The sequence below is a fragment of the Oligoflexus sp. genome (assembly GCF_035638955.1).
GTDB lineage: Bacteria > Bdellovibrionota_B > Oligoflexia > Oligoflexales > Oligoflexaceae > Oligoflexus.
In genome coordinates this window covers 1-19,336 of the sequence record NZ_DASQYZ010000008.1, presented here as the reverse complement: position 1 = coordinate 19,336, position 19,336 = coordinate 1, and the positions used below count along the sequence as shown (strand labels likewise).

Sequence of the window (19,336 nt, the reverse complement as noted above, 5' to 3'; positions counted from 1 at the left end):
TCGGAATGCTGCACTTCGGGATGAAACTGCAGGCCAATCCATGGCCGTTCCTTATGGGCCATGACAGCCACGACCCCATCATCGGTCCGACCCAAAACTTCAAACACACCGCTGCTGTCTTCGACGTCATCGCCGTGGCTCATCCAGACCGTTTGCGCAGCTGGCAGCTTTTTTAAACTCGAGGCATAAGCCGGAACACGACTCAGTTCCAATTTTAACTGAGCGCGACCATATTCCCTTTGCGTGCCGCTGCGGAGCTTGCCACCGGATACACCGGCCATCAGCTGCATTCCATAACAGATGCCCAGCACGGGCTTCTCACTGTTTTTAACCCAGGCGGGCATCGTGCGAGCGCCTTCGTCGGTCACCGTATCGGGACCGCCGGAGAGAATGATGCCATGATGGTGAAAATCTTCCAAAGGCGTGGCGCGGGTGCCGTCGATGACTTCAGCATAGACGCCCAATTCCCGGAGGCGACGGGTGATCAGGAGCGTGTACTGCGAACCGTAATCGAGAATCAGAATGCCTTCATTGACAGGTCTTTGCATGCTGTGTTGCATCGGTGGCCTTCTTTCAATCAAGTTTATAGTTGGGCGCTTCCCGCGTGATGTAAACGTCATGCACGTGACTTTCGCGTAGACCCGCGGAGGTGATCTGAACGAACTCGGCCCTTTGATGCAGGTCATCAATCGTGCTGGCGCCGCAGTAACCCATGGCCGATCGAATGCCGCCCAGGAGCTGATAGATCGTATCGGAGAGTGTGCCCCGATAAGGGATGCGGCCTTCGATGCCTTCTGGCACCAGCTTGCCTGGATCTTCAACATCACCCTGGAAATAGCGATCGCGGCTGCCCTTGCGCATGGCACCGAGACTGCCCATACCGCGATATTGTTTGTAGCTCTTGCCCTGATAAATGATGAGTTCACCGGGCGCTTCATCAGTGCCGGCAAAGAGCGAACCGATCATGGCGGTTTGCGCGCCAGCGGCCAGAGCTTTGACGATATCACCGCTGAATTTTATGCCGCCATCCGCGATCACGGGAACACCGAGCTTGCGACCTTCGGCCGCGCAGTCCATGACAGCCGTAAACTGAGGCACACCGATTCCGGCCACGATCCGGGTCGTACAGATACTGCCAGGTCCGATGCCCACTTTCACCGCATCAGCTCCCGCTTCCACCAATGCCCGAACGGCAGCTGGTGTGGCGACGTTGCCGGCAATGATATCAAACGGGCGGCCTGTGAACGCTTCACGAAGGCGACGAACGGCATTGAGCACGCCCTGGGAATGACCATGGGCGGTATCGACGATAATGACATCTACACCGGCCTTGATGAGGGCCTCAGCGCGCTCCAGGTAATCGCCGCCTGCTCCGACCGCAGCGCCGACCAGAAGACGTCCCGAGCTATCCTTGGACGCATTGGGGAAGGTTCTCGATTTGACGATATCCTTGACCGTGTACATGCCGATCAAAGTTTTGTCGGTATCCAGCACCGGCAGCTTTTCAATGCGATGCTTGTGCAGAATTTCCACGGCTTCATCCGGCGTCGTATTCTTGGTGCAGGTGATGACATCCTTGGTCATGACTTCGCTCACCAGACGCTTGGGATTGCGCTCAAAACGCAGATCGCGACCGGTGATGATGCCCACCAGGCGGCCGTTCTCCACCACAGGAAAACCCGAGAATTTCTCCCGCTTCATAATCAGGGTCACGTCACCGATGGTGGCATCTGGCGACACAGTCACCGGATCCTTGACGATGCCTGATTCGCTCTTTTTCACGAGTCGAACTTCTTCCGCCTGATCTTCCAGCGTCAGGTTCTTATGGATGATCCCGATCCCGCCTGCCTGGGCCATAATAATGGCGGCTTTGGCTTCGGTTACGGTATCCATGGCGGCGGAGACGAGGGGGATCTTCAACTTCAGATGGCGCGTGAATTGTGTTTCGAGCTTGGCTTCGTGGGGGAGGATTTCGGAATGTTGAGGCACGAGCAGGACATCGTCGTAGGCTAAACCGATTTTGAAGGGTCGGCTTATATCAGTCATAGTGACCTTCCTTATGCTAGAGGGGTCCTTTATAGGCTGTTCATATCTTCATATAGTTATCTTTGCCGTAGGCGGGTTTCGATTTAAGGGCGGATCCTAGCATCATCCAATTCGCAAGGGAAGGGCTGTTCTGAGGAAATATTCGCTGAAATCGTCCGCAGGTTACGGTTGCCACCCTTGCTTTGCACGCCAGTTTGCGCTAAAAGTTGCAGGTTCGTACCATGAGGTGAATCACCCGCTTGCCGAGGTTTTTTTGTGAATCAGAAACAGCTGGACCAGGAAATCGCCCGACGGCGAACCTTTGCTATCATATCTCACCCGGATGCCGGTAAAACGACGATGACAGAAAAGCTTCTGCTTTACGGCGGAGCTATCAATATGGCTGGTTCAGTCAAAGCCAAGCGGTCCAAGAAGTTTGCCACTTCGGACTGGATGGAACTCGAAAAGCAGCGTGGGATCTCGGTAACCAGTTCGGTGATGAAATTCCCCTACATGGACTGCGAGATGAACCTGATCGATACCCCCGGTCACCAGGATTTCTCGGAGGATACCTATCGGACCCTGACCGCGGTCGATAGCGCGTTGATGCTGATGGATGCTGCGAATGGCGTGGAAGAGCAGACCAAAAAGCTATTTGAAGTCTGTGCCGCCCGCAATACGCCCATTATCGCTTTTATCAATAAGATGGACCGGGAAGGTCGCGAGCCCTTCGCCCTGCTGGAAGAGATCGAAACGACTCTGGGCATTGCCGTGACTCCGGTGACATGGCCGATCGGCATGGGTCCCACGTTTCGGGGCGTCTATCACCGCATTCATAACCAGCTGCTGATCTATGAAAAGGGTGCGGAACGTTCCCGTCCGGTGCCTCTGAAAGGTTTGACTCTGGATGCTCCGGAAGTGACGCAGGAATTGGGCGAGGAGCTCGCCGCTCAGCTGCGGGCGGAGATCGAGCTGCTGGATGGTGCGGGTGAAGGTTTTGATCTTGAGCGTTATCTTGCGGGCAAGCTGGCCCCTGTGTACTTTGGCTCGGCCTTGAATAACTTCGGTTTGGAGCCTTTGCTGGAGGCTTTGATTCATACCGCGCCATCACCCCTGCCAAGGGCCGCCGTGGAGCGTGTGGTCCAGCCGAATGAAGAGAAATTCACCGGCTTTATCTTCAAGATTCAGGCGAACATGGACCCCAATCATCGGGACCGCGTGGCCTTTATTCGCATTTGCTCGGGTTACTTCGAACGCGGCATGAAAGCGCATATCGTTCGCCTGGGCAAGGACCATCGTTTGGGTCGTCCAACTCAATTCATGGCCCAGGATCGCAGTTTGGTGGATGAGGCGTTTGCCGGAGATATCGTCGGTATTCACGATCCGGGCATCTTTAAAATCGGTGATACCCTGACCGAAGGGGAGTCCTTGCATTATACCGGTGTGCCCGTCTTTGCACCGGAACATTTCTGTCGCGTGACGCTGGCTGATCCGATGAAATCCAAGCAGCTTTATAAGGCCCTCGATCAGCTGTCGGAAGAGGGCGCGGTCCAGGTTTTCCGGCCTATCTATGGAACCGAGCAAATTCTGGGCGTGGTCGGTGTGTTGCAGTTTGATGTGGTGCAGTATCGCGTTCAGCATGAATACGGGGTGAAGGTGAACTTCACCCGCCTGCCTTATGGAGCCGCGCGCTGGGTCTTCTGTGATGACGTCAAGGCCATGGAGGAATTCACCAGGGCTCAGGCCCATGTGATGTGTCTGGATCAGCATGAGCAGAAGGCGATTCTGCTCGAGGATCTATGGCGTTTGAAGTTCCTGAAGGAGCGGTTTCCGAAAATTACCTATTCGGCAACATCGGATAGTGTGAAGGCGGACGCATAAACGCAAAGCGAAGGCCACGAGACAGTCTGGCTATTTTGTAAGATTTGAGAGTGAACCAGCCTATGGATTTGCCTCAATCGAATGATAAAAGCGTCGATAATCTGAAGGGAAAAGAGATTTTTTTACCCCAGAGTATCCTATGCTTCATGCTGTCCACTATTGGTTGTCTCTTGGCCTTCTCCTGGGCTGGTATCACGTGCCAGCCTCGGCTCAAACCATTGTCTTGAATGATAGCCGGCCCGACTATGTCATCAGCCATGAGGTCGAGGTTCTTGAAGATGCGCAGGGCCTTTTAACTCTCGAAGACGTTCGATCGCAGCCGCTCACTTGGAAAAAGTATCCGAGCGTCCCCAATTTTGGCTTTAGCAATAAAGTTTATTGGGTGCGAATGACCTTGCACAATCAAAGTCCAACGAACCAGCTCTGGTATCTGGAGCTCGGTTACCCCAACCATGATTATTTGGAGTTCTATCACGAGCTGGGCGATGGGTCCTTTGGTAAGAAAGAGACAGGCGACCGATGGCCTTTTGCTCATCGGGACGTTCGCTATCATAACTTTGTCTTCCAACTTGACCTTCCCTCAGGTGAGAGTCGAAGCTACTATCTGCGGAGCAAAACCGAAAGCTCCATGCAGTTTCCTCTTCACATCTGGTCACCAACTGCATTCTCGGAAAAGATCAATCGTGAAGTTTTCGGACTTGGCATCTATTACGGTATGATGCTGGTCATTATTCTCTATAACTTCTTCATCTTTCTCTGGCTGCGAAATCTTAATTACTTGATTTACGTCCTCTATATCTCATCCTTTGCCTTGTACCAGTTGGCAATCAATGGGTTTGCTCTTGAATACTTGTTTTCTGAGCAGCCAGATGTGGTCAATTTTGTAGTTCCCATCAGCGGTGGCGTGGCGGCGTTATTTGCTCAGCTCTTTTCGAGAAATTTTCTTCAGACGGCCAAATATTGCCCGCGCTTTGATAAAGTTCTCCAGTTTTTTCTGGCCACGACGGCCTGCTTCCTGGTGCTGGCCTGTTTTGCCAGCTATTCTGTGAGTATAAAATTTGGTTCCGTTATGATTCTGGGCGCCATACCTTGCATCATTACGTCCAGTGTTCTCTGCCTTAAAAATGGCTATCGACCGGCTCGCTATTTCTTCGCGGCATTCCTGGCCCTCCTGGTTGGGGCCTTTTTGTATCACCTGCGGAATCTCGGGCTGTTTCCCTCTTTCTTTCTGAGCGATTACGGGAACCATATTGGTTCCTCGGTGGAAGTCATCCTTCTCTCACTGGCCCTGGCCGATAAAATCAAGATTGAGCAGATGGAGAATCAGCGCAAGATCGAAGGCCTGAATACTGAGCTTGAAAATCAAATCAAAACCGTCGAGTATCAGGTCGAAGAGAAGACGCGTGATATCAAGTCGATCCTCGAGAATATCAGGCAGGGTATCTTCATGATTCTGCCGAATGGCTTTCGTATCCACAAGGATCACTCCGCACATCTGCAGGAGATCCTTGGAAGGGACGATGTTGAACAAACCAACGCCATTGATCTGCTGCTCAAGAACTCCAGTCTTTCAGCTGACGAGATCAATCAGGTCAAGTCAGTGCTTGAAGTCAGTTTGGAACAGGATGAAGTGAATTTCACCAGCAATGCTCATTGTCTGCCCGGTGATATTGTCTATCGATCGGCACCCGATGCCCCGGGAAAGAGCCTTAGGATTGACTGGAGCCCGATCGTCGGCGCTGAACATAAAATTGAAAAGATCCTGGTTGCCATCCGTGATGAAACGCATTTGAAGGAGCTCCAGGCTCGCGCTCAAACGCAGCAACAGGAACTCGAGTACATCAGTCAGATCATTGAAATTCCGCAGGATCGATTTGCTCGTTTCATCGAACTTTCCTATCAGTACCTTGATCAGAATGAGCAGCTGCTTCACAAGCCCAAAGTCATCGGTATGGAAACCCTTAAAACCGTGTTTATCAACACGCATACCCTGAAGGGCATGTCACGCAATTATGGACTGAAGCAACTGATTGACAGTGTGCACCGGGCCGAAGGTTATCTGAAAGCGGTGCAGGCTGATGCGGGCATGATGGATCGGAGTGTTCTTATCGATGATCAGGCGTGCTTTCGAGCCGATTTGGATCTTTATGTTCGAGTCAATGCCGATAAACTGGGCCGGGGAGGCACTTTCGAGACTGTGGAGTTCAGCGTATCCAAAGTGGAAGCCATGTTGAAAGCTTGTGGTGAGGGATCATGGGATGCTGTGTCCCAAGCGTTGACCGAAAGCCTTTATGCAGGGGCCGCGGGCGTGCTGCGCAGCGCCTGTTCGCGAGCCCACCTCCTGGCCAAAGATCTCGGCAAGGAAGCGCCTTTGTTTCAGATTGACGCCGACGGACTGGCGTTTAACCGCCAAGGCGTTGACCTCGTGGAGGCTGTTCTGATTCACCTGATTCGAAATTCGCTGGATCATGGGATCGAACGCAAAGAGCAGCGTCAAACCCAGGGAAAAATTCCGTCGGGAACGATTCGGATGGTTCTGGCCGAAGCAGGCGACCATCTTCAGTTTATTTATAGTGATGATGGGCAAGGCCTGCCACTGCATGACATCCGTGACAAAGCCGTGGCTCAAAAACTGATTCATCCCAAGCAATCTCCGAGTCCGGCTCAGTTGGCTGAACTTATTTTTCAAGCTGGACTTTCGACCTCGGCGCAGGTGACTGACATTTCAGGGCAGGGGATTGGTCTGGATGCGGTCCGAACCTATCTGGAACGCCAGGGTGGATCCATCGGGATTCGACTTTTGGGAACGCCTGGGGCGGATGGATGTGTGCCTTTTGAGTTTCATATCAGGATTCCGTTGAATCTTTATGTCGCCGTGGGAATGAAACGAGTGGCTTGATGCTGAGAGGTTCAATTAAATCAATTCGATTCCCATATAAATCTTTGAATACAGCCACCTTACCGTAAGGCTGGAGAGATGGACCTTCGGTAAATTCTATGCCTCTTGATTGAAACAATTCATAGTCCGTGTCGAAGCTATCTGTATGGAAAAAGAAAAGAACTCGTCCACCTGTCTGTCTACCAACACTAGCCCTTTGAACTTCATTCGTTGCTCTCGATAGCAAAATTTCACAGCCACCATTCCCAGGCGGCTTGAGTCGTACCCATCGTTTGCCTTCGGATAACAGAGTATCTTCGGCGACGATGAATCCGAGTTTGTCGCAGTAAAACGCCTTGGCTTCATCGTACTCGAGGACGATTAGGGCCGTGTGGGCGATACTCAGGATCATTTTGGCTCCGACATAGGGGAAATAAAATCAGTGGCTTCAATGTACTAACGTGGTGTGGGAATGGATGCAGGCATTGCTATAGGGCGGCATGGACGAGAGCAGGAAAACGGAGAGCCCTAAGCGGGCTCTCGCGCTTTATCACATCACTGTGGAGCTTGATTGATTTCTTTCTGAGCTTCCACTTTTTCTTTTTCGACGTCTTTCTGAGCTTCGATTACGTCTTTTCTTTCTTCATTGATGTCTTTTTGAGCTTCGCGTTGGGCTTCGCCAACATCCTTTTGCTCTTCAACGACATCCTTTTGCTCGTCACGGATTTCTTTGTTGCCTTCTTGTGCAGCTTCTTTTTTGGTTTTGGTGCAGCTTGCACCAAGAGTTGCCAGGCTGCCGACCATCATAGGAATCACAAGAAATTTCCAATTGCGCATTACCGTCTCCATTGATCTAAATATGGTCAAAATAACAGGCCTACTTCAACAGGTGTAGGACCCGCAATTGGAAATGCAATTAGCGTTCCTAGATAATAATTACCTAAGAAATTCTTCCAAAGTGAAGGCGACGGGCGACAGATTGATGCCCTAACCTCCGCTTAGATGCCAATATGACTCGATCACTATCTTTTTAGAGCTGCTGAAACTCATGCGGAAGCCCTGACACTTTGGACAGGTGCATGATGTTTCCAGCTTGACCGAACTGAATGGGCAACAGGACAGAGACGCTGGTGCCCCGACCTTTGCCAGGGCTGGCGATCGACACCCGACCCCCATGACCTTCGATGATTTCCTGGACTATCTTCAGGCCCAAGCCTAAACCACCGTGGGGTCTGGTATGGCTGCCGTCCTCCTGGCGTAGTGGATCGCAAGCAAACGGAAGAAATTCAGGGGAAATGCCCTCGCCTTGATCTTTGACTGTGATGCGAATGGCCTCGCCCTCTTGCTTCAGAATGATATTGATCACGTCATTGGCTTTGGAAAAGCGAATGGCATTGGACAGGATGTTCCACATCATTTGCTGCAGACGTCCTGGATCACCAATGATCCGATGCGGCTGGCGTGATGGAATCCAGACCACCTTAATATCGCGCGCCTTGGCGCTGAGACTCAACGATTCAATGGCGGCGCTTATCGTGTCTTCAATATAGAGATCCTTCACCTCGAATTTCATTTTGCCCGTGATGATACGGGAAATATCCAGCAGATCACTGATAATACGATTCTGCTGTTCCGCATTCCGAATGACAGCATCGACGGCATTGTCGAAGAACACAGATCCAGGTTCCTCTTCCCGCAAGAGATGACTGAAGCCCAGGATGGCATTCATCGGCGTGCGAAGTTCATGGGATATCGTGGCCAGAAATTCATCCTTGATTTCATTGCTGCGCCGGGCCCCCTCGACTTCGGCAAGCAGCTGACGTTCCCGCCTGGCGGCTTCGTCACGGACCTTGGCCATCTTAAGGTGAGCCGCAATGCGAGCGATGAGCTCCTGAGTGCTGAAGGGTTTTGTCAAATAGTCGTCGGCACCCTGATCAAGGCCTTCGACCCTGGCCTCTTCTCCGGCTCGTGCCGAAATAAGAATGCAGGGTGTTGTCCGCAGTTTTTCGTCATCACGAATTTTTTTGACGAGCCCAAATCCGTTGAGTCGCGGCATCATGATATCGCAGAGAATAAGGTCCGGGCGAACCTTCTGGGCCTCTTCATAACCATCAAGTCCATCACAGGCTGTGATGACTTCGTACTGATCATCAAGGAGCCTTTGGATCGTTTCGCGCATGTCGCTGTTATCATCGATGAGAAGGATGCGAGAGCGTGACGAACCCGATGCAGTTCGCTGGTCTTTACGTATCTTGCTGGTCACCATGGACTTGGCTTCCGCAACAAACAAGGGAACGGACTTGTGGTCCACGTTCCGCGAGGCTGCATCCTCGACATGAGCCGCCGGAAGATGGGCCTTTCCCAAGGGTAAAGTCACAGTGAACGTGCTGCCCACGCCCAACTCGCTGGCAAGCGTAATCTGACCGCCATGAAGTTTGAGAAGTTCCTTGACCATCGCCAGCCCAATGCCGGTTCCTTCGTAACTTCTGCCCTGGGATTCATGCACGCGATAAAAACGATCGAACAGACGGGGAAGATCCTCCTGAGAAATACCAATGCCCGAATCCTGCACCGAGACCTGGACCTTGCCATGCTCCTGAATCATTTTAATTTTTATAAAACCGGAGAGCGTGTATTTGAAGGCGTTGGACAAGAGATTAAGGATAATCCGATCCCACATTTCGCGGTCCACATACACCGGTTCGAATGGTCCTTCCCATTCCATGAAAATTTTAATTCCTGAAACTTCGGCTGCCGAATGGAATGAGCTGCAGAGCTCTCGCGTGACCTGCTCGAGCGGGGTTGGACGAAACGTGGCTTCGAAGCGGCCAGCTTCCAGACGCGAAAAATCCAGCAGATTGTTGACCAGCTTCAGCAGGCGCAGACTATTCCGATGAACAAGCTCCAGACGCTCCCGCGTTTCGGCGAGGCTGATTTCAGTCAACGATCGACTCAGAAGCTCTTCGAGCGGGACCAGCATGAGGGTCAAGGGTGTGCGGAATTCATGACTGATATTGGAGAAAAATGTGGTTTTGGCTTTATCGAGTGCGGCCAGCTCTTCCGCTTTGCGCTTCTCTTCTTCATAAGCCCTGGCATTGGACAAGGCTGTGCTCATGGTGGCAGCCACAAACTCCAGGAAGTCCTTGTAGAAGTTATCAAAAGGCAGGCGCGGGCTGGCGCCGAGGATGACCGCTCCCGTAGCCTGTTCGGAACGGGGGCGGATCAATGGGATGACGACAGCTTTTTGGGGTGCTTCCGGATAAGGGCCGCAGGGCCATGGGATCGGCTGGTCGATGACGATGGATTTGGCACTGCAAACGAGGTGTTTCAAGGGCCAGATGCAATCGTCGTCGGCCAGGAGAACACTTTCAGGGATCATGTCGGCCTGAGCTTGAAATCCAATACTCCCGGTCAGGTCGGCCTTGGTCCCTTCCTGATCAAATTCGTACACAACTGCAAACACAATATCGCATTCGCAATCGGAAATTGTTTCTATGGCTGTACGATAGACCTCGTCCGTTGTCTGCGCCGAAGCCAGATTGTTGGACAGTTCCCGCAGGGCTTTCGAACGTCGTTCCGCCACCATCCGTGCTGTGGTTTCCGTGGCAGGATTGAAAAGCCCGGCTATGCGACCGGTCTCATCACGTACAGGGCTCAGCGAGAAGGTAAAAAAAGTTTCCTCCAGATAGCCATTGCGATCCAGAAATAAGCGCTGATTTTCCAGAAATGAAGTTTCCCCTTGGAGCGCTCGATCAAAGACTGCGCCGAGAACGGACCATGCCGATGCCCAACTCTCGCGAAAACTCTCGCCCAAAACCTGTTGAAATTTATCACCACACAGGGGCAGGTAGCCATCATTGAAGATCTGAATGTGCTCAGAACCCCAGATGAGGTTGATGGGAAAGTTGGACGACAGGCAAAGCCCGACCGTGGTGCGAAGGCTCTGAGGCCATTCATCAATAGGACCTAACGGTGTCCTGGACCAATCCCTGGCACGTATCATGTGCCCCATCTGTCCGCCGCCGACAAGCCAATCTTTTGCTGGGTTGTCCATCGGATTACCCCCGGACTTGTTTCGAAATGCGCAAAAGGACAATTGCACATTTTTATGGAGTGTAGTTGGGATGAATCCACTGGGAAACTTCTATTTTTATGCAGTCGATTGGGTCGTATGAAGCTAAATCAGGACAGTCTTGACAATCCAGAAAACTGGACACTGATGGGCAGGAATAAAGCAGGATGTCCAGGAGATCGGACCGACGCGCTATCAACCCACCGCATCAAAGGACAATAAAGCTGGTACAAAAGTTGCGAGTAACATGGTTGTCTGTGCAGAAATCTGCAACCTGCCTTATGACCCGATGTTATAGGGAGCCGTTTCTGATGTGGGCACTCAGGTCGTAACGACCTGAGTGCGATTTTCACTCAGGATCAATTAAAGAGCGACCGCATACTCGCGATCAATATCCATCTGACTCTGCTGACAAACCGCAGTGAGGCCCGTGGTGTCTTCGAAGCCAGAATCGTGCAGCTGCTGGATCAGTCCAGGAATAGGGCTGTCGCAACTGGTGGCCGATTGTTGCCACTGTTGACCGTTGACGGTCACGGAACATGAGGTCGTGGTGGGAACAATCCCACAGACAGGTTTGGCGACGCTTCTTGCAGCAAGGTCCGAATTCACACAACGAATCTGTGTGGAATCATAAGGAACGCCGTGCGACTTAAGCTGCTTTTGCAGGGCAATTCTAGCAAAACAGCTGTTGGTCCCACTCGCCTTATATTCTTCATAACTACAGGTTGCCGGCCGATAAACCATGGGACACATAAGGGTTGGCTCGGGGGCGGCCCAAAGTTGTGACGATACACTGAAAAAGCCAAAAACGATGGCGGCAAACTTCATTCGATTCATGGTGAACTCCTTGATTCAATTGCTTGACGCCATGCGTTGAGCAAGATCGAGGCCATGCTGAAACCGGCTGATTTCAATGCGTTAATGCAAAAGGACCGGGGGATTGTGTCCAGGCAACTGGACATTGTTGAGCGAGGTTTCGGACAGGATTCGAGACTGCTTCAGTTTGAGAAGACGCAGACGGGATTTCAGCGCATCAACCCAGGCGAAATCATCGGGAGATGCTCCCACCATGATGATCGGAATGGTCTCATCAATGGCAAAATCAATGACCTGCTCATCGCGACTGATCAGAAGCTGCGCGCCCAACATGGCCTCCGGATCAGACGTGAAGTCAAAGGGATCTCGTTCCGCTTTGGGAATATGACTGCGTGCCACAGACAACAGATTCTCGTCCACCCAGATCAGCGTGGAACGGTCGTGAAGAACAGGGCCGACCGTGGCGCGAAGTTTCTGCTGAGGCAGAACGGTTTGAGTTTCCATGACAGCCTTGGGCAAGCATAGCGTGAAGCGGGTCCTGAGGGCATTCGAATCCAAATCAACATGGCCGCCGTGAGCCCGGACCGTGTCCTGTACCATGCGAAGCCCCAAACTCTGGGGCCGGTGATGAGAACTCCCATGAAGAAAACTCTGGACGATATCACGTGGCATTTCGGGTCCGTTATTTTCGACATGAACCAGCAAATCCTGCTTCTGATCCTTCACGATGACCTTTACCAGTTTTGCACCCGCCTGAAATGCATTGAGCACAAGATTGGCCAAAGCACGTTCAAACTTATCCAGGTCCAGATAAACCTGAAACGAATTGGGCATATCAATTTGCAACTGTTGAGGCTGCGGTGCAATGGAGGATAGGAAGCTTTGCAGATCCTCCTTCTGCATGGTGTGAGATTCCATACGCACCAGGCCTTCCAGTTCAGCCTTCTTCAATTTTTCAATCATCGCGTAAAGGCGCTGCAGATGGCTCTGCAGTTGAGGTTTCATTTCCATAAACTGTGACGCATTTTCCAAATAGGCCACGCGCTGGAAGATCATGCTCGGCAGTTTCAGATCGTGACAGATACGAGCACTCAAACGGCCCAGGGCAGCTTCCTTATGGCTTTTCAGCTGTTCGCGATAATAGGCGGCCACATGCTGCCGAAAGATCCAAAAGACCAGCAAAAAGATGAGCAGGGCTCCCACGGCGACCAGCAGCACCCAGGGGATGTAATGCACCAGAGAATAATGATAAATCAGCGCGGCCGAGCAGTTTTTTTGGTCGTTCCGGAGGCAGATCGGAACCCGTCTGGAACCGGTGATGAGGCCCGTGGTTTTATCGGGTGAGGCATCCAAAGCAAACAGCACCAGCTGGCCGTCGACGTAAGCAATCCGGGAAAAATTTTCACCGATAGTCTGATCCAAAATTTTAAGCACGGCTGCGTTGTTGCCGACCAGCAGATCGTTTCGCACGGTCCGGCTGAGATGTTCGGCAAACTGATCCTGCAGCGAGCGGCGTATGACCATGCTGATGATCGCGGCCACGCCGATCAGTATGGCGAGCACCAAAAGACCCCTATAAAAGAGTCGACGTAGGAGGGGCTTAAGCTGCAGGTCTTCTGTTTCATTCACCATAGCGAATCAAATGGAAAGGGTTGGAGATGCTTAAGATGGAAAACTTCATAACCCAGGGCTTACGGATCAACGCACCAGTCTCAAAGTGCCAAAGTGGAATCACCGAGGGATCTTCCCAAATCGCTCTCAGATGTGCAGTTTTCAGGAGGGTGACCCGTTTTCCGGTATCCCGTTCGGCGATATACCGGCTGATCCAGGCTTCCGGAGTCAGCTCGGCTGCATCGAGAAGCCCCGTCGTCAGCATCGTGCGGATGGATCCCACCTCCTCATAGGTGGAAAGGTCGTAGCCTTGGAAACGCAGATCGGCTTCCTCGTCCGGCGTGCGATTGAAGGTCACCGGAACCCCCTGCAAATCCCGCGACAGGCAGGGTACAAGTTCATCCCCAATATAACTTGGAAACCGAATGCGCACGGGGATCGAAAAGGGAATGATGCCATGCTGCTGGCGCGCGGCGGCGAGGGCGGCTTCCTCGGCCGGACTCAGCATACCCACCGATGTCGGGGGGATCAGCGAGCGCGTGGGTCGCCTGATCTTATCCTGACCCGCGGCGGCGAGGCAGCGCGCCGTGGCCGCCTGTAAACGCAGAGTCAACTCGCGCTTGACCGGGATGGGCAGACGCTTGCGACTTTCTTCCGAAAACAGAAGAAGGCCGATGCCCATGGGCAGGGTGCTTTGCGTGTTGATGCGATCACCCAGCGCGTCGGCGAGTTTCTTGAACTCGAAGGAATTTAATGCGGAAAATCGCGCGGCATGATCAATCCTGTTTTCATTGAAGGCGCGAGTCAGACTTTCCGGGCTGGTGTTCACATCCGGAACCAGATGAATGGCCTGCGGCATCAAAGGGTGGTAATTAAAATGCAAAGGATTGGCCTTGAGGATCACCTCGCCGGACGGTGTGCGATCCCAGGTATACGGCCCGGAACCCCTTGGATGATCACGCAAAGTGAGGCCGTCTTCAGCAAGGGCCGTGATAGGAACGATACTGGTATCCACAGCCGTGAGAAGCTGAGGGAGAATGGCGACAGGATCACGGGTTCGAATCGTTAAAGTTTGACCTTCTGCCGTCAGGCCTGGACACTCCGCCGCGATGCTGTCCAGACGTTTGGTGTAACAAAACTGCTCAACGTAAAAACCGTCCTCATTCTGCTGCAAAAAAGCCAGACGCTTAAGAGAGACGCGGGCATCGTCCGCAGTGATGATGCTGCCATCCGCGCGTTTATGATCACGGCGCAGTTTCAGCACCAGGCTGTGCTGATCCTTCCAGGTGAACGTTTCGGCCCAGCCTGATTTCAGTTGGGCGTTATCATCGAGTTCCAGAAGGGGACTGTAGAGGGCCTGAGCCATCGCCACTTCAAAATCTATTTGAGATCGCGCAGGGTCCCAGTCTTGAACACGGATGGGATCATCGGGATAGTCAACTTTGAGGGCAGGCACGGGCGTGCGCAGGCGAAACAGTCGATCGCGGAAGGCAAAGATCAGGAGGCAGGCGGCCACAAAGGGAATGCCTGCCCACACAATCAATTGGACGAAGCTGCGGGATCGGACGGAGGTGTGACGGGTTTGCAAGGCTGTGTAATTCCTGTTCCAGTTGTTCCTGAAGCCCTTCTCACGGCTGTCGGGCCAGTCTCTTCACGCTTGTCGCAAATATTTTTGGCCATCATGCCGACCGCTGTTTGTACCACGCAATCATCTCCGACGGGAACGCAAACAGTCATCGACGTTGTGGGGACGGCATAGATAACCCCAGGCAGCATTCCTATTCCCAGGACACAGATCATTTTTTTAAGAATCATGTTTCAAACTCTCTTGGAAAAGTGGGTTTCCATTCAGACGGCGAGGATTTTCCTGCAGGCCATATTTCTGCCTTTTAGCGGCCAATGAACTGCGGGAGACCCCTAAGGCGTGGACAGCATCGTTTACAGTCGCATGACGTGTCAAGGCGCAATTTATTATGATTTTTTCATAATCTTCGAGTGCCTGATCGAGTGGCACATCTTCAACGAGAGCGCGTGTGACTTGACGAATGATATCATCAGAAACGAAAGAGTTTGAGTTGACAAATCTCGCTAGAGGTTCCTGCTGGCCCGGTGGCAGCATCGTTTTAAACACTGGCAGATGGCGAGCCGTGATGTCTTCGACGTTATAGGAACTCATCACCACCAAAGAGTGGAGGGCGCGATAGAGCTGACGTATATTGCCTTGCCAGTAGTACCCACGGCACGCATTGATAATGTCCTGCAGTTCTTTTTCAGGAAGCGTGATGTTTTCCCGCGCAAAGAACAGACGCACCAGTGCGGACATATCATCGAGACGCTCACGCAAGGGTGGCAGAAGTATGTCGAGGCCGGTAATGCGCATGCGCAGATCGAGCAGGAATTCATTACGCTCGGTGGCGGCGTCAAGATCCTTGGTGCTGGCCGCGATCAGTTGGAATCGTGAATACTGAACTTTGGTTGAGCCGAGGGGTTCATAGGAACCGTCGTTCAAGGTGCGAAGCAGTTTTTGCTGGCAGTCTTTTTCCAGGGTATGAATCTCATCCATAAACAGGATGCCGCCATCGGCCTCTCCAATGTAGCCCATGGTGCTGTTGCTCGCTCCGGTGAACGCGCCTTTGCGATGACCGAACAGCATGGAGAGGGACATGCTGCTATTCAAGGCAGCACAGTTGACCGCGACGAAAGGAATTTCACCTTCGACGTCACGACGGTGCTTATGAATCAGGCGGGCAAACTCTTCCTTGCCGGTTCCTGTCTCACCATAGATCACCACGGGAAGACTCCGGCTGCGAGCCACCTTCCGTGCGATCTCGCGAAAATTGGAGGACAGCACAATACCGTCCTCGGCCTGCAGACCAGGAAAACTTTGTCGATTCCCCCGCAGACCGACGAGGCTGGCCTGCTGATTCCGATTTTGCAGCGCATTGACGATCGCGATCTTGAGATCCTCCGCACTCAAAAGCGGCTTGCGCAGAAATCCATAGGCGCCGATCTTCAAAGCTTCCTGATAAATGTCGAGGCTGGGATCGGACGACGTGGCAATGGCTAAAATATTAGGCGCTTCCTGGCGAGCAAGACGGATCAGCTCAAGTCCCTCGGCGGCGTCGAACTGCTTGGAGAGGTGCACATCCGCCAGCATGATATCGAAGGAACTTTTCTGCAGCAGTTCGCGGGCACTTTCAAAATCCAAGGCGCCTCGGGTTTCATAGCCCGCTTCTTTGCCAAATTCGAGATAGCTCTGCAAAACTGCAGCTTCATCTTCCACTATAAGGAGGCGTTGCATGGAACTTGCCGCTTTCATCTTTGCACTCTCAATAATGGTCCTAAAAGGTGCCAAGAATAACACCAAGTATAGACTATTGTCCAGACTGCGTCTCATGTTGGGTCTGGCTTGTCGGACAGGGATAGCAATGCCCTGGTGGAATTAGGGACGGCAAAGAGATAGCCGATCGATCTGACCGGCTTTGCCAAGTATGAAAGGCTAGGCTGCCTTGGCTTTGCCTTTGGAACAGCCCTGGAGAAGCGCCAGGAAAAACGCTTCATCCTCGTTGAGACCCTGCTGCTCATAACGTCGTGCGACCACTTCATATTGATGAGCACAGTGGCGATCACATATGCCGTCCAAATAGGCTTCGATGACTCGCGGATGAACATAACACTTGCGGCAGATGCTTACGGTATTCCGCAAAGCTTTGGACACCTCGGTGATTGCCGCTTTGACATTGCGGCGGCCACTGGTCATGGACGATGGGGGATCGTATTCCCTGAGCACCTTGGCCGCCATGACAGAGGCCGTCCAGGTGCGAAAGTCTTTGGCCGTAAAGGTGCCGCTCGTGATCTCCTTCAAAAAAGCATTCACATCCGCGGATCCAACCGGATGGGGTTTGCCGTCTGCATCCAAATATTGAAACAGAATCTGGCCTGGCAAATCATGACACCTGGCAATGATGCGAGCCAGCCTTGCATCCTTCAGTTGAATCCGATGGGGGACACCACTTTTGCCTTTAAAAGCGAAGGTGATGCGGGATTTGTCGATCGCCACATGCTGATCGCGGATGGTGGTGAGACCATACGATTTATTTTGTTTGGCATACGATTCATTACCGACGCGAATCAGAGTCGTCTCAAGAAGGTGGACGATCGTGGCCACAATCTGCGGCTTGGACAGAGGTTCCGCGCGCATGTTGTCCTGAATCCGCTGGCGCAGGATCGGTAGAACCTTGGCAAACTCCAGAATGCGTTCGAACTTGCTGCCATCGCGCTGGGTTCGCCACTGCGCATGGTAGCGATACTGCTTGCGGCCTTTGTCATCGATGCCGGTGGCTTGAATATGGCTTTTGGGATCGGATGAGATCCACACGTTCTTCCACGCAGGCGGAATAACGAGAGCATGGAAGCGGTGTTTCAGCTTGGGGCAGGTGACGAGCTTACCCTTGGCATCAAAATAGCGAAAATATTTTCCGCATTTTTTGCGTGTGTAGCCAGCCTGTGTCGGCTGTTGATAACGGAGTCCAGCAAGACCGGCTTCTTCTTCAGGGATTAATTTCAGGGCACGACGGACGATTCGTCTGGTTTGCATAGGTCCCCCTTCCAAAAAACCTGAAATGGGACTATGCATTTTGTTTGCCAGAGATTGTTATGCCAACTTGTGAGGACCTTGGACTACTGCAATCCAATTTCGCACATAGTTTCAGCAAGAATGGCGAGGCGGGATTCCATAAGAGGGTCGGCTCTGACAATCCAGCGAAAGTAATCACTCCCCATTTTGGACGTAAAGCGGATCAATTCGAGTCGCTTCTTCTTCAAGGCATCCTCGACCAGATAACGGGGAACAATCCCAATGCCATGTCCCGCTTCAACGGCTCGTGCCATAAGCACGGTCGATCCGAGAAACCACACATCTTTAAATTGGGCCCGCGAACGATCAGCGGGGGAGAGGGAGCGGAGAAACGGCAGCGAGCGGTCATATTCAATGAGAATGTGTTGCTTCAGATCCTTCCAGGTGCTGCTGGGATCCAGGGTGCCTTTTTTCGCGACCATAACGTATTCCTCCCGCACCAGTTCAATCGAACGATGATCGCGCATGGGAATAGGAGTGGAGGTCAACACCGCATCCAATTGTCCCGAGCTGAGGCGCTGCATAATTTCTGAACCCGAGGCGATCTGTACATGAAAGCAAAGATCAGGATGGGTTTTTCTCAAGCGGAACAGCGCGGTTGACAGCCAGCTCACTCCGACTTCAGGTCGTGTGCCGAGATTGATCACGGCCGGTCTTTGCGATCGTGGGGCATCCGCAAGAATACGCAGAGCGGCTCGCGCTTTTTCCGCCACGGCTGTCCCTTCATCCGTGAGATAGAGGCGTCGACCTTTCTGCATAAGAATAGGTGTCGAGAAGATGCTTTCCACCTTACGAAGGCGTTGACTGACAGCAGGCTGAGAAATTTTCAAGTGGTTGGCAATGGCCACCAGGGTTTTGCCTTCCAGCAGCAACTGCAGAAGCCAAAGGTCATCAAAATCCAAGCGTCGCAGGTCGCTCATAAATTATAGGTCCATCCCGTTATATAAGCTTGGCTTATAAGATTAGAAACATTTTTATATTGGTTCCGCAGCGGGATTTCAAATAACTTTCACTGCAACATAAAGGGAGGAATCAGTCAACTACCAGCCCCTAAAGGAGCTGGCATGTGAATGCCGAATCCTTTGGAAGATGGTTTCGGACTGCAAGGACTTGAGCCCCACGCAGTTTTCCTTGGCCGGAAGACTCGGCCCATAGAGACTATCCGGGCTATAAGCTCGGACTCGTCCTTGCCTTTGCTCTTTTTCACATTTGAAAAAAGATGCTTTCTCAGAATGTTGAGTGCGCCATTGACATCGGCATTCAATACCCTGCCTGTGCTGGATTTATAGAGCCCCCGGTGTTTTCTTCGACCCATGTATTTTTCATGCTTTTCGATGGCTTCGAGAGCAAGTGAGTCGCACCTGGAGGTATAGCTTTCCTCCTGCACCCTGAATTCAATTCCGTACCTTGCGGCCTT

13 protein-coding genes and 1 pseudogene are annotated in these 19,336 nt (G+C 52.3%); 2 read left to right on the top strand and 12 right to left on the bottom strand.

Annotation, left to right across the window (positions count from 1 at the left end; genetic code table 11):
• Together guaA and guaB are read right to left on the bottom strand one after the other, a co-directional pair.
• A partial coding sequence (gene guaA / locus VE954_RS00535; protein ID WP_324948535.1) for a glutamine-hydrolyzing GMP synthase occupies positions 1 to 560 on the bottom strand: 560 nt, incomplete at its 3' end.
• Between the two features lie 13 nt (positions 561 to 573).
• The gene (guaB, locus tag VE954_RS00530) at positions 574 to 2,046 is read right to left on the bottom strand and encodes an IMP dehydrogenase (protein WP_324948533.1); all 1,473 of its coding nucleotides are present in this window, start codon (positions 2,044 to 2,046) and stop codon (positions 574 to 576) included.
• 255 nt (positions 2,047 to 2,301) lie between these two features.
• On the opposite strand from guaB, the gene VE954_RS00525 reads away from it, so the two are divergent.
• Together VE954_RS00525 and VE954_RS00520 are read left to right on the top strand one after the other, a co-directional pair.
• Complete coding sequence (locus VE954_RS00525) at positions 2,302 to 3,906, top strand: peptide chain release factor 3 (RefSeq protein ID WP_324948531.1); 1,605 nt, start codon at positions 2,302 to 2,304, stop codon at positions 3,904 to 3,906.
• Positions 3,907 to 4,045: 139 nt separating this feature from the next.
• The gene (locus tag VE954_RS00520; RefSeq protein ID WP_324948529.1) at positions 4,046 to 6,805 is read left to right on the top strand and encodes a 7TM diverse intracellular signaling domain-containing protein; all 2,760 of its coding nucleotides are present in this window, start codon (positions 4,046 to 4,048) and stop codon (positions 6,803 to 6,805) included.
• On the opposite strand, the gene VE954_RS00515 is transcribed toward VE954_RS00520, so the two are convergent.
• The 10 genes and pseudogenes from VE954_RS00515 to VE954_RS43680 all read right to left on the bottom strand — a co-directional run.
• The gene (locus tag VE954_RS00515; protein ID WP_324948527.1) at positions 6,753 to 7,196 is read right to left on the bottom strand and encodes a VOC family protein; all 444 of its coding nucleotides are present in this window, start codon (positions 7,194 to 7,196) and stop codon (positions 6,753 to 6,755) included. The genes VE954_RS00520 and VE954_RS00515 overlap by 53 nt on opposite strands.
• A gap of 143 nt (positions 7,197 to 7,339) precedes the next feature.
• Complete coding sequence (locus VE954_RS00510; protein ID WP_324948526.1) at positions 7,340 to 7,600, bottom strand: hypothetical protein; 261 nt, start codon at positions 7,598 to 7,600, stop codon at positions 7,340 to 7,342.
• 214 nt (positions 7,601 to 7,814) lie between these two features.
• The gene (locus VE954_RS00505) at positions 7,815 to 10,838 is read right to left on the bottom strand and encodes an ATP-binding protein (protein WP_324948524.1); all 3,024 of its coding nucleotides are present in this window, start codon (positions 10,836 to 10,838) and stop codon (positions 7,815 to 7,817) included.
• A 381-nt stretch (positions 10,839 to 11,219) separates the two neighbouring features.
• Complete coding sequence (locus VE954_RS00500) at positions 11,220 to 11,693, bottom strand: hypothetical protein (RefSeq protein WP_324948522.1); 474 nt, start codon at positions 11,691 to 11,693, stop codon at positions 11,220 to 11,222.
• 81 nt (positions 11,694 to 11,774) lie between these two features.
• Positions 11,775 to 13,235: a HAMP domain-containing sensor histidine kinase gene (locus VE954_RS00495; RefSeq protein WP_324948520.1), complete on the bottom strand. Its 1,461-nt coding sequence runs from the start codon at positions 13,233 to 13,235 to the stop codon at positions 11,775 to 11,777.
• A gap of 58 nt (positions 13,236 to 13,293) precedes the next feature.
• The gene (locus VE954_RS00490) at positions 13,294 to 14,871 is read right to left on the bottom strand and encodes an ABC transporter substrate-binding protein (RefSeq protein ID WP_324948518.1); all 1,578 of its coding nucleotides are present in this window, start codon (positions 14,869 to 14,871) and stop codon (positions 13,294 to 13,296) included.
• 216 nt (positions 14,872 to 15,087) lie between these two features.
• Positions 15,088 to 16,602 carry a sigma-54-dependent transcriptional regulator gene (locus VE954_RS00485; protein ID WP_324948516.1) on the bottom strand — a complete coding sequence of 505 codons (1,515 nt, stop codon included), beginning with the start codon at positions 16,600 to 16,602 and terminating at the stop codon, positions 15,088 to 15,090.
• 180 nt (positions 16,603 to 16,782) lie between these two features.
• Positions 16,783 to 17,880: a hypothetical protein gene (locus VE954_RS00480; RefSeq protein WP_324948514.1), complete on the bottom strand. Its 1,098-nt coding sequence runs from the start codon at positions 17,878 to 17,880 to the stop codon at positions 16,783 to 16,785.
• A gap of 83 nt (positions 17,881 to 17,963) precedes the next feature.
• Positions 17,964 to 18,839, bottom strand: a complete 876-nt coding sequence (locus VE954_RS00475) for a LysR family transcriptional regulator (RefSeq protein ID WP_324948512.1) — start codon at positions 18,837 to 18,839, stop codon at positions 17,964 to 17,966.
• Between the two features lie 302 nt (positions 18,840 to 19,141).
• Positions 19,142 to 19,336, bottom strand: a pseudogene (locus VE954_RS43680) (zinc ribbon domain-containing protein); the annotation flags it as partial.

What these genes read in the sequence shown, in the direction of transcription:
- guaB (WP_324948533.1), bottom strand. Translation starts at nt 2,046, where the DNA reads ATGACTGATATAAGCCGACCCTTCAAAATCGGTTTAGCCTACGACGAT.
- VE954_RS00520 (WP_324948529.1), top strand. Translation starts at nt 4,046, where the DNA reads ATGCTTCATGCTGTCCACTATTGGTTGTCTCTTGGCCTTCTCCTGGGC.
- VE954_RS00515 (WP_324948527.1), bottom strand. Translation starts at nt 7,196, where the DNA reads ATGATCCTGAGTATCGCCCACACGGCCCTAATCGTCCTCGAGTACGAT.
- VE954_RS00505 (WP_324948524.1), bottom strand. Translation starts at nt 10,838, where the DNA reads ATGGACAACCCAGCAAAAGATTGGCTTGTCGGCGGCGGACAGATGGGG.
- VE954_RS00500 (WP_324948522.1), bottom strand. Translation starts at nt 11,693, where the DNA reads ATGAATCGAATGAAGTTTGCCGCCATCGTTTTTGGCTTTTTCAGTGTA.
- VE954_RS00485 (WP_324948516.1), bottom strand. Translation starts at nt 16,602, where the DNA reads ATGAAAGCGGCAAGTTCCATGCAACGCCTCCTTATAGTGGAAGATGAA.
- VE954_RS00480 (WP_324948514.1), bottom strand. Translation starts at nt 17,880, where the DNA reads ATGCAAACCAGACGAATCGTCCGTCGTGCCCTGAAATTAATCCCTGAA.
- VE954_RS00475 (WP_324948512.1), bottom strand. Translation starts at nt 18,839, where the DNA reads ATGAGCGACCTGCGACGCTTGGATTTTGATGACCTTTGGCTTCTGCAG.